At 39.0% G+C, this 11059-nt stretch carries 9 protein-coding genes; 5 read left to right on the top strand and 4 right to left on the bottom strand.

Translation table 11 applies throughout. From position 1 onward, the window contains the following. Nucleotides 1-154: 154 nt before the first annotated feature. On the top strand, nt 155-445 hold the full coding sequence (locus HUN22_RS12145) for a co-chaperone GroES (protein ID WP_002120604.1): 291 nt from the start codon (nt 155-157) through the stop codon (nt 443-445). A gap of 58 nt (nt 446-503) precedes the next feature. Then, nucleotides 504-2138, top strand: a complete 1635-nt coding sequence (gene groL / locus HUN22_RS12140; RefSeq protein ID WP_016146207.1) for a chaperonin GroEL — start codon at nt 504-506, stop codon at nt 2136-2138. Between the two features lie 175 nt (nt 2139-2313). On the opposite strand, the gene HUN22_RS12135 is transcribed toward groL, so the two are convergent. Beyond that, nucleotides 2314-2688, bottom strand: coding sequence for a diacylglycerol kinase (locus HUN22_RS12135; protein WP_174729691.1), 375 nt, complete (start codon nt 2686-2688; stop codon nt 2314-2316). Nucleotides 2689-2794: 106 nt separating this feature from the next. On the opposite strand from HUN22_RS12135, the gene HUN22_RS12130 reads away from it, so the two are divergent. After that, the gene (locus HUN22_RS12130) at nt 2795-3757 is read left to right on the top strand and encodes an MBL fold metallo-hydrolase (RefSeq protein WP_174729688.1); all 963 of its coding nucleotides are present in this window, start codon (nt 2795-2797) and stop codon (nt 3755-3757) included. Between the two features lie 44 nt (nt 3758-3801). Here the strand turns inward: HUN22_RS12130 and HUN22_RS12125 are convergent, their stop codons facing one another. Beyond that, nucleotides 3802-4944 (bottom strand): glycerophosphodiester phosphodiesterase, encoded by a 1143-nt coding sequence (locus tag HUN22_RS12125; RefSeq protein ID WP_174729684.1) that lies wholly within the window; start codon nt 4942-4944, stop codon nt 3802-3804. A 264-nt stretch (nt 4945-5208) separates the two neighbouring features. On the opposite strand from HUN22_RS12125, the gene HUN22_RS12120 reads away from it, so the two are divergent. Together HUN22_RS12120 and HUN22_RS12115 are read left to right on the top strand one after the other, a co-directional pair. Further along, on the top strand, nt 5209-8304 hold the full coding sequence (locus tag HUN22_RS12120) for a multidrug efflux RND transporter permease subunit (RefSeq protein WP_174729681.1): 3096 nt from the start codon (nt 5209-5211) through the stop codon (nt 8302-8304). A 73-nt stretch (nt 8305-8377) separates the two neighbouring features. Then, complete coding sequence (locus tag HUN22_RS12115; RefSeq protein ID WP_174729678.1) at nt 8378-8953, top strand: DUF4112 domain-containing protein; 576 nt, start codon at nt 8378-8380, stop codon at nt 8951-8953. A gap of 48 nt (nt 8954-9001) precedes the next feature. Here HUN22_RS12115 and htpX read toward each other — a convergent pair whose 3' ends face one another. Together htpX and HUN22_RS12105 are read right to left on the bottom strand one after the other, a co-directional pair. Further along, the gene (gene htpX / locus HUN22_RS12110) at nt 9002-9907 is read right to left on the bottom strand and encodes a protease HtpX (protein WP_017399628.1); all 906 of its coding nucleotides are present in this window, start codon (nt 9905-9907) and stop codon (nt 9002-9004) included. 258 nt (nt 9908-10165) lie between these two features. Next, nucleotides 10166-11026, bottom strand: coding sequence for a lytic transglycosylase domain-containing protein (locus HUN22_RS12105; protein ID WP_031949113.1), 861 nt, complete (start codon nt 11024-11026; stop codon nt 10166-10168). Nucleotides 11027-11059 lie beyond the last annotated feature (33 nt).

The following is an 11059-nucleotide window of genomic DNA, read 5'->3' as shown; positions in this document are numbered from 1 at the left end:
GTTAAAAAATGACCAAAAAAGATAAGTTTTTTTTCATTTTCCCCTTGAAGCCTTTTTTTTCATCCCCACAAAAGTGACATCTAAATATTTTGTTATTGCTCTGGATTAAAGCAATAACGATTAATCAAAAAGACTTAGTCTGATGGAGTTAATTATGAGCAACATTCGTCCATTACATGATCGCGTTGTAATTCGTCGCGTAGAAGAAGAAACCAAAACTGCTGGCGGTATTTTACTTCCAGGTTCTGCTGCTGAAAAACCATCTCAAGGTGAAGTAATTGCAGTAGGTAATGGTCAAATCACTGAGAATGGCGTACGTGCTTTGGATGTTAAAGTTGGTGACAAAGTATTGTTTGGTACTTATGCAGGTACAACAGTGAAAGTAAGTGGTGAAGAACTCTTAATCATGAAAGAGTCAGACATTTTAGCTGTGTTGGAAGGCTAATCAATCCATAACTCAATTCATTATCAGATTCAGTATTTAAAAAGATTCGGAGTTTAATATGTCAGCTAAAGACGTAAAATTTGGTGATTCAGCTCGCTCAAAAATGATTGCAGGCGTGAACGTACTTGCAGATGCGGTTAAAGTGACTTTAGGCCCTAAAGGTCGTAACGTTGTTATTGACCGTTCTTTCGGTGCTCCGCACATCACTAAAGACGGTGTAACGGTTGCTAAAGAAATTTCATTAAAAGACAAGTTTGAAAACATGGGTGCTCAACTTGTTCGTGAAGTTTCTAGCAAAACTAACGACATCGCTGGTGACGGTACGACAACTGCAACTGTACTTGCTCAAGCAATTTTGAATGAAGGGATCAAATCTGTAACTGCAGGTATGAACCCAATGGATTTAAAACGTGGTATCGATATCGCAGTAAAAACTGTAGTTGAAAATATTCGTTCAAATTCAAAACCAGCTGATGATTTCAAAGCGATCGAACAAGTAGGTTCTATCTCTGCTAACTCTGATACTACTGTTGGTAAACTTATCGCTCAAGCGATGGAAAAAGTAGGTAAAGAAGGCGTAATTACTGTAGAAGAAGGTTCTGGGTTCGAAGACGCTTTAGACGTTGTAGAAGGTATGCAGTTTGACCGTGGTTATATCTCTCCGTATTTCGCAAACAAGCAAGATACTTTAACTGCTGAACTTGAAAACCCATTCATCCTTCTTGTTGACAAGAAAATCAGCAACATCCGTGAATTGATTTCTGTTTTAGAAGCCGTTGCAAAAACTGGTAAGCCACTTCTTATCATCGCTGAAGATGTTGAAGGTGAAGCGCTTGCTACGCTTGTTGTAAACAACATGCGCGGTATTATCAAAGTATGTGCTGTTAAAGCTCCTGGTTTCGGTGACCGTCGTAAAGCAATGCTTCAAGACATCGCAATCTTGACTGGCGCAACTGTTATTTCTGAAGAAGTTGGTATGTCTTTAGAGCAAGCAACTCTTCAAGATTTAGGTACAGCGCACAAGATCACTGTTTCTAAAGAAAACACTGTTATTGTTGATGGTGCTGGTGATGCTGCTGGTATTGCTGAGCGTGTTCAACAAATCCGTGCTCAAATTGAAGAATCTACTTCAGAATATGACCGTGAAAAATTACAAGAACGCGTTGCTAAATTAGCAGGCGGTGTTGCTGTAATTAAAATTGGTGCAGCGACTGAAGTTGAAATGAAAGAGAAGAAAGACCGTGTAGATGACGCGCTTCATGCAACTCGTGCAGCAGTTGAAGAAGGTGTTGTTGCTGGTGGTGGTGTTGCTCTAGTACGTGCGGTAAATGCATTAGATGGCTTAAAAGGCGCTAATGAAGATCAAACAGCAGGTATCAACATTTTACGCCGTGCGATCGAAGCTCCACTTCGTCAAATCGTTGCAAACGCTGGTGATGAGCCATCTGTAGTGATCAATGCAGTTAAAGGTGGTGAAGGTAACTTTGGTTACAACGCTGCAACTGGTGAATATGGCGATATGTTAGAAATGGGTATCCTTGACCCAGCTAAAGTAACTCGTTCTGCACTTGAGCATGCAGCTTCTGTTGCTGGCTTAATGTTAACTACAGAATGTATGATTACTGACATTCCAGAAGATAAACCAGCTGTTCCAGATATGGGCGGTATGGGTGGTATGGGCGGCATGATGTAATAACGCATCAACGCTTTAACCAAAAAAATCCCTGCTTATGCAGGGATTTTTTTATTTTTCACGTGATTTTAAGAAATAATTAAGTTTAATTGCTTATATTAAAAAATAGGAACAGCAGCTAGAAGTTCCTCTTTTGTTACAACCATGCTTATTTACTTGTAGGCATGGTTTTTTTTTAGCCTAATAAAATAATTAACCATGTAATAGCAATGATAGAAAGTGCAACAAATTGGGCAGCACTTCCCATATCTTTTGCATTTTTGGAAAGCTGGTGCTTTTCAAGAGAGACTCGATCAACTACTGCCTCAATAGCAGAGTTGAATAGCTCAACGATTACTGCAAATAGGCATACAATAATCAGTAATATATGTTCGCTACGGCTCACATCAAGAAAAAAACTAACTGGAATTAAAATAATATTAATCAGAACAATTTGGCGAAAAGCGGCCTCATTTTTATAGGCTGCTTTAAATCCCGAAATAGAGTAGCCCAGCGCATTCAATATCCGCTTAAGACCACTTTTACCCTTATAAGGAGAATAGCTATTCATTTACTTATATTTCTGACACTTTTCATGCATTATATAATTTGGGTCTTAAAAAATTATTAAATCTTTTTTAAAGATTTCGACTTTATAACTCAATAGAGAAGAATAGATGAAAAAATTATGTGTAGCTTTCGGCCTTGCAATTAGTAGCATACATGCAAGTTATGCTGAGCCAACTGCAACCTCACAAGTACCGGGATATTATCACCATCAATTTGGTAACTACCGCATTACCTCTTTGCTTGATGGTACAATTTATTTAAAGCCTGATTTATTCAAAAATTTAAATCGGGCGCAAAAAACTAAAATTTTAACTAAATATGCTGCTGTTAATGAGAAAGGGATTCAGACCTCGGTAAATGCATTTTTAGTAGATGATGGTAAAAGCTTAACGCTTGTAGACAGTGGGGCAGCAAGTTGTTTTGGCCCGCAACTTGGTTCGATTGCAAAAAATATTGAATTGGCAGGTTATAAGCTTGCTGATGTAAAAACTGTTTTGCTTACTCATCTACACCCAGATCATGTGTGCGGGATTGCTCAAAATGGAAAAGCCGTATTTCCTAACGCAACTGTATATGCCCATGAGCGTGAAGCTGATTACTGGTTAAATACTGCTTCTGAAAAAACAGTGCCAGCAGACAAAAAAGAAAGTTATTTGGGCACCGTTAAAAACGTAAAAACTGCTCTTGCTCCATATCAAGCAAAAAAAGCATTTAAGATATTTAAAGATGGCGATGTTATTCAAGGTTTTGAGGTGATTGATACTCGTGGTCACACACCAGGCCACCATAGCTTTCGCTTAAAAAGTAATGATCAGCAAATCATTTTTGTTGGAGACATCGTTCATTCACATTCTTTGCAATTTGATGCTCCCAAAACTGGGGTAGATTTTGATGTGAATTCTGAGCAGGCAATTAATACCCGTCTAAAAATGTTTGCTGAAATTTCAAATAAACAGCAATGGGTTGCAGCACCACATTTACCATTCCCAGGCATTGGGCATGTATATAAAGTGAATGCACAGCAATATCAGTGGATTCCTCTTTATTTCGATAATGTCGTAGAGAAATAAAAAAACAGGGCATTTATTGCCCTGTTTTTTCTTACTAACTTTATTTATTTTGCGGCTTTCTCAAAATTAATAACGGCTTCACGGCCAAGTGCTGGATCATCTGTAAAGACGCCATCAACACCAGCTTTGAAATAGGCTTCAAACTCTTTTAAAGCACCAGATGGGCAGCGTTCAGCTGGTTTATCTTGACTACATTTTAAAGGCTTTGGTAAATAATTATTTTCTGGACGGAAAGTATAAGGGTGTACTTTTAAGCCAGCTGCATGAGCATCAGAAATAAAAGAAGTCGTTTGAACCGAGCCATCGTCATTAAAGTTAAGAATATAGCCTTTACTTGGCCCTACACCGTTTGCATATTTAGCTACGTCTTTTAAGCCTTGTGCTGTGGCTAAATCAGCATAAGTTTTAGTTTCGCCAGATTCAACGAAGTCGGCCGGTTGAGAGTTTTTAGCATCATATAATTGAATGATTTGTGCGTGTTTAATAGTTTTATGACGGTCAAGCTCATTTTTTAAATCTATTAGGTTTTGAACTTCAAACGACTGTAAATAGACAGGTGCAATATCACGTGTATATTTATACTTGGCTAAGGTTTTAAGAAGAGTGTCTTCCATTGCCAGATTACGATTTTTAAAGTAAGTCGGATGTTTGGTTTCAATATATAAACCAATAATTTTCCCCGTTTTCTTATAATGTGCTTCAGCCAGTTCAATCACTTGCTCTAGTGTCGGGACAGGGTAGAGGTCGTTATAGGCTGTGTTTGCTGGGCGGAACTCAGGAATACGTTCACGCGCTTTAAGCTGCTGTAATTCACTTAAAGTGAAGTCTTCTGTAAACCAGCCTGTTAAGTCTTTACCATCAATATTTTTTGTTGTTTTACGATCTGCAAACTGGCTTAAAATGCTTACATTGGTTGTTCCACCAATCTCATTTTCATGGCGAGTAACCAATACACCATCTTGTGTTGAAACAAGATCAGGTTCAATAAAATCTGCACCATCATCAATGGCTTTTTGATATGAAGCTAATGTGTGTTCTGGACGTAAAGCGCTAGCGCCACGGTGGCCTACCACTAAAATTTTAGGAAGTTGATATTCTGGTGTGGTCGGTGTGTTTTCAGTTTTATCATCGTCATTACAACCAACCAAGCTAATTAAACTTAAGCATAAAAGTGCTCTTTTAAACATAATTCTACTCATATTGTTTTTAGTCGAAACGTATTTAGTCTGATGATTAAACTTGACGTGATCATGAAGAATTCATGAATTTTCAGTGACACTTGTTAAAACCTTGTTTATGGGTTTGTAGGAAATGCCAGTTCTTGCTTTGTTTTTGTTCTAATTGCATTTATTGTGTTAATTCTACTTGTCTTTTTTATATCGCTCGTTGATGATCAAGAGGGCAAATTTGGTATTGCCATCTGTTAATTGACGACCTAATTCTGAGCAGCCATGCTATCTAAATTTTTTATTCAGCGTCCCATTTTTGCCAGTGTACTAGCAATTATTGTTATGGCATTTGGTATTTTTTCGGTGCTGAATTTACCCGTAGAGCGCTATCCTGATATTGCTCCTCCTAAAATTACAGTATCGGCAAGTTATAGTGGTGCGGATGCGCAAACGGTTGAGCAAAGTGTTACTCAAATTTTAGAACAACAAATACAAGGTATTGATAATTTACTTTATTTCAGCTCTACCAGTGATTCATCAGGACGTAGCCGAATTACCATTAGTTTTGATAATGGAACAAATCCAGATACAGCACAGGTCCAAGTACAAAATAGCATTAGCGGCGTCATAAGGCGTTTACCCGATGAAGTACAACGCCAAGGGGTGACCGTGAGTAAGTCACTCGGCGATACTTTTATGGTGGTAGGTTTATATGACTCGACAGGTAAATCGGGAAATATTGAGCTATCAGATTATCTAACTACGCATGTAGTAGATAACCTAAACCGTATTGAAGGAGTGGGTGAGTCTGATGTTTTCGGTTCGCAATATGCAATGCGAATCTGGCTAAATCCAGAGAAATTAAAACAATATAATCTAATGCCAAGTGATGTAGCGAATGCAATCACTGCTCAAAATACCCAAGTTGCCGCAGGTGCAATCGGTGATTTACCCGTCATTGATGGACAATATTTAAATACTAAGGTCACCGCAGGATCTCGACTAAAAACAGTCGAAGATTTTAAAAATATTGTAGTGAAAGCAAATCAAACAGCCAGTTATGTCTACTTAAAAGATATTGCTAGAGTGGAATTGGGGGCAGAAAATTATCAATCTTTTAATACCATTAATGGTTATCCAGCTGCTGGTTTAGGTATTTCGCTATCTTCGGGTGCAAATGCAATTCAGACTTCTAAACTCATCCATCAAACTCTAGATCAGCTTACAACTAAATTACCTGCTGGCTATAAAATTGTTTATCCACGAGATAATACGCCGTTTGTTCAAGAGTCAATTAAAGAAGTTGTTAAAACACTTATTGAAGCGATTATTTTAGTTATTTTAGTGATGTTCCTGTTCTTACAAAGTTGGCGCGCTACACTCATTCCGAGTATTACCGTGCCTGTTGTTATTTTAGGAACTTTTGCTGTTTTATATGTGCTCGGTTTTAGTATTAACACCTTAACGCTATTTGCATTAGTGCTTGCCATTGGTTTGTTAGTCGATGATGCGATTGTGGTGGTTGAGAATGTTGAGCGGCTTATGCATGAGCAGCATTTAACGCCAAAAGAAGCAGCCATTGAGTCGATGGGAGAAATTAGTGGTGCCTTAGTGGGAATTACTTTGGTTTTAACTGCTGTTTTTATTCCAATGTCATTTTTAGGTGGTTCAATTGGCGTGATTTACCGTCAGTTTTCCATTACTTTAGTTGCCGCTATGGCGTTATCGCTCGTCGTTGCCTTGGTCCTCACACCTGCTTTGTGTGCCTTAATTTTAAAACCGAATCCAAAGCCTAAGCGTTGGGCAATTTGGTTTAATCGAAAAATTGACCAGCTTAAAAATCAATATATAAAAATCGTCCAGACAAGCATTCGTTACAGTAAATCGGTTATCGTAATTTTTGTGGCTTTGATTGCTGTTTTTGCACTGTTCTATAGTGGTTTAAAAAGTGGATTTATTCCTAAAGAAGATCAAGGCATTTTAAGTGTTCAAATTAAGCTTGTTGATAGCGCTCCAATCTCGCAAAGTCAGAAAATTGGAGAACAAGTCCGTCAATATTTCTTAACTCAAGAAGATAAGAATGTGGATTTGGTTTTGATCCGCTATGGTCGAAATTATTCTGGTACAGGTCAGAACTTGGCGCAAGGATTTATTGCCTTAAAACCTTGGGATGTGCGTACTGGAAAAGAAAATTCTGCTGACGCTATACAAAAGCGTGCGATGAAATATTTTAGTCAATTCAATAATGCACAAATTAATGTGACATTACCCGCTTCAGTCAATGGTTTGGGCCAAACCGATGGTCTGGACTTATGGATTCAAGATTTGAATGGGCAAGGACAAGATTTTTTAGATAACACGTTCCGTCAGTTGCAAACGCAGAGTAAAAGCTATTCAAGTTTTGAGAACTTTGATAAGCAATCTACTAACAGTAAAGCAAACCTCAATATTAAGATTGATCAGAAACAAGCATTAGCAAATGGATTAGAGCTACCCGCGATTAACAACACCTTGTCGAGTGCATGGGGTGGAACATATGTGAATGACTTTATTGACCGCGGACGTATCAAACGAGTCATGATTCAAGGTGATGCCGAGTTCAGATCAAAACCGGAAGATTTATATAACTGGTCTGTGCGTAACAACCAAAATGAAATGGTACCTTTTAGCTCATTTGCTAACTTCAGTTGGGGCGGTGCTCCTGAAATCGTAAAACGTTATATGGGTTATAGCGCCTTACAGTTACAAGCCGATGTGGCGAGTGGCAGTAGTTCAGGTCAGGCGATGAAAGATGTTGAACAACTTGTAAATCAGCAAAAGGATGTCGGTTTGGCGTGGACAGGTTTATCTTTTGAAGAACAGAAGTCGACAAATCAGGCCATCTGGTTATATTTAATTTCGGCAGGCTTTATCTTCCTCTGTTTAGCCGCACTTTATGAAAGCTTGAGCATTCCGGCTGCGGTGATGACCTCTATTCCGCTTGGTGTGGGAGGGAGTGTCATTTTTTCTTATATTTTTGGACTACCCAATGATGTGTATTTCCAGATTGCACTATTAACTACAATTGGCTTGTCATGTAAAAACGCCATTTTAATTGTTGAGTTTGCAGCTTTGGCTCAGGAAAAAGGTAAGAATGCCATTCAGGCAGCCTTAGAAGGGGCAAGCTTACGTTTAAGACCGATTTTAATGACATCTTTGGCCTTTGGTGCAGGTGTGATTCCTCTTGTATTTGCGCAAGGTGCTGGAGCTGTAAGCCGTCAAGAAATCGGTATTAGTATTTTAGGTGGCGTGATGTTCGGTACAGTACTGGTTCTTTTCTTTATTCCAGTCATGTACGTGTTACTGCGTTCCATGTTTAGATCGAAAGCTGCTAGTTAAAAGTAAACAATTTAAAAAGAGGCATTAAATCAAGTATATTAAGATTAACTTTCTCTTTATATATTTGATTTAGATGCCTCAAGAAAAAAAATTAACAGCACAACAGGTCATCGCACTAGAACGAGATCTGGCTAAGTTCGCTACTATGATGGACAGTGCGGTTCGCATTCCTTTTACAAAGCAAGGTATTGGTGCCGATGCTGCACTGAGTACGATTCCGGTGGCTGGTGATGTTGCTGGTTTCGCATTGACCTGCTATGCGATTTATAAAGCTAAACAAATTGGTGTGCCTCAGCATAAGTTGACTCCAGTCATCAAACTGGCGGTTGTAGATGCTGTAGTCGGATTTGTTCCAGTTGCTGGGACTATTTTTGATATTTTTATACGACCAAGTCGAAAAGCACTAGATGTGGTTCATACGCATATACGCGAAGAATATAAGATCCAAAGTGATATTCATGTCGTTCATCCTTATTTGCATGAAAAACTCGAAAGGAAGCAGCAGCATTCAGCTTTCTGGCGTAATCCTGTTGTCAGTTGGTTATGGTTGCATATTCCCGATTTAATAGGCGCGTTTATATTGATTTTAATGGGTTTAGCAGTTTGGTGGGGCGCAAGTTACCTGTGGGGTCTCTATCAAACCATGTAATAAAAAATAAAGCCTCCAAATGGAGGCTTTATTTTTACACTAAACGTTTTATGGGCAATCTAATTGATGTAAAGCTGCCACACGTTGTTCAATTGTTGGGTGGGTTTGGAACAAAGCAGCTAAGCTAAAGCCTTGTTCTTTACCTTCCGCAATTGCGAAGGCTTTCATTTCTTTTGGCATTTGATCTGGCATTTCTGTCTCAGCTTGTAGACGTAATAATGCAGAAATCATTGCTTGTTTACCTGCTAAACGTGCACCTGCTTCATCAGCACGGTATTCACGATAACGTGAGAACCACATCACAATGGCAGAAGCGAGAATACCAAAGACGATATCCAATACCATGGTAATAATGAAGTAACCCATACCAGGGGCTTCATCGTCTTGACGACCAAAAACGTTACGGTCGATAAAGTCACCAACGACACGAGCAAAGAACATAACAAAGGCGTTCACAACACCTTGGATGAGCGCTAGGGTAACCATGTCACCATTCGCAACGTGACCGATCTCGTGCGCAAGCACAGCACGTAGCTCATCTTTGTTCATACGCTCAAGTAAGCCGGTGGAAACGGCAACTAGGGCATCATTCTTGTTCCAGCCTGTTGCAAAGGCATTGGATTGATATGATGGAAAAATACCAACCTCTGGCATGTTGATACCAGCACGTTGAGAAAGTTCAGCGACTGTTTGCAATAACCAGCTTTCAGCTTGGTTACGAGGAGCATTCGGGTCGATCAGTTCTGTACCGGTCGTTTTCTTAGCCATCCATTTTGACATGAATAACGAGATTAAAGATCCCACCATACCAAACACAAAACAGATCACTAAAAGGTTGCCTAGATTCAAGCCACCCGCGCCATGGTAACTACCGACACCGAAGAGTGACAAAATAATGCCAGCTACAACCAGTACCGCGAGGTTGGTAAGCAAAAACAAACCAATCCGCATCATTGAGAAAATCCTCTTATAAATAAAATGTTATCTGATTTACAAATTCGAAATCATGCAGCTAATATGCGGGGCTTAGGGGAAAAATTCAAGAAAAAAATAAGGAATTGATACATTCTTTCACGTATCAGAATGTACCTAAATTTAAAGAATAATTGGCAAAATTCGTCAAAATGGTAAAGATCAGGTAATAGATCATTACAATTTAAAACATCTGAACTTAGTTAAATAGAACTATGAACCACAGTTCTTCTTCATTGTTTATTCAATTCGTATATGGGCGATTGCGGTAGCATTGTTGGTCACATAAGTGCCAGTCGGTGCATCTGTATAAGTACCGTCAGATAGAGTCACGATTTGACGAGAAGATGAATACTTCGGTGATTGAGTCGTGATTTGAGCAGTTGTGTTTTCTGCCAAATTAGAAGAATGAGAAACGGTTTGAGCTGAAGTATTCGTAAAAGATGAAAAACCTGCACCAGATGCATATAGATTTTGATATCGGCTTGTCACACGGCGGACATAATCTTGCGTTTCGCGGAAAGGGGGAATACCGCCATATTTATCAACATTACCTTCACCTGCATTATAAGCCGCAAGCGCCATTTGTGTGTTTCCATTAAAACGCTTAAGCAACCAGCTTAAATATTTGGCACCCGCGAAAATATTTTGTTGTGGGTCATAAGCATTCGACACATTAAAACGACGGGCAGTCGCAGGCATCAGCTGCATTAAGCCTTGAGCACCTACTGGCGAACGAGCTTTTACGTTAAATCCGGATTCGGTGTGCATAACGGCTTTAATTAACCCTTCCGATACACCATGTTGCTGTGCAGCTTGCCTAATAATGTGGTCGAAAGCATTTTTGTTCTTGTTGTAGCTTGGCAGAACCGAAGCTTCTGATGCTCCCCAGTTTGTATAACTGTGAATATTACTATCGGGATAATAGGTTACTTTTACTTTTTTTAGAGAATGGTCATAGCTTTTTCGGTTGGTGAGCAATGTACTACCGTTTTTATCTTGGTAAATATACATTTGACCTGCTGAACTCGAAGTTATGCCGACCATAAAACTGGTCATCCCCAGCGAACAAGAAATAAGAAATTGAACCGATTTTTTCATTTTATGTTATTCACAATTTTAAGGTACTCAAAA

Origin of the sequence: Acinetobacter lactucae (genome assembly GCF_013344765.1) — a bacterium.
Classification (GTDB): Bacteria; Pseudomonadota; Gammaproteobacteria; order Pseudomonadales; family Moraxellaceae; genus Acinetobacter; species Acinetobacter lactucae_A.
This window is presented reverse-complemented; position numbering and strand designations above follow the sequence as displayed.

Bases quoted from the DNA above. Each gene is read 5' to 3' on its own strand.
- HUN22_RS12145 (WP_002120604.1), top strand. From the start codon at position 155: ATGAGCAACATTCGTCCATTACATGATCGCGTTGTAATTCGTCGCGTA.
- groL (WP_016146207.1), top strand. From the start codon at position 504: ATGTCAGCTAAAGACGTAAAATTTGGTGATTCAGCTCGCTCAAAAATG.
- HUN22_RS12135 (WP_174729691.1), bottom strand. From the start codon at position 2,688: ATGAATAGCTATTCTCCTTATAAGGGTAAAAGTGGTCTTAAGCGGATA.
- HUN22_RS12130 (WP_174729688.1), top strand. From the start codon at position 2,795: ATGAAAAAATTATGTGTAGCTTTCGGCCTTGCAATTAGTAGCATACAT.
- HUN22_RS12125 (WP_174729684.1), bottom strand. From the start codon at position 4,944: ATGTTTAAAAGAGCACTTTTATGCTTAAGTTTAATTAGCTTGGTTGGT.
- HUN22_RS12120 (WP_174729681.1), top strand. From the start codon at position 5,209: ATGCTATCTAAATTTTTTATTCAGCGTCCCATTTTTGCCAGTGTACTA.
- HUN22_RS12115 (WP_174729678.1), top strand. From the start codon at position 8,378: ATGCCTCAAGAAAAAAAATTAACAGCACAACAGGTCATCGCACTAGAA.
- htpX (WP_017399628.1), bottom strand. From the start codon at position 9,907: ATGATGCGGATTGGTTTGTTTTTGCTTACCAACCTCGCGGTACTGGTT.
- HUN22_RS12105 (WP_031949113.1), bottom strand. From the start codon at position 11,026: ATGAAAAAATCGGTTCAATTTCTTATTTCTTGTTCGCTGGGGATGACC.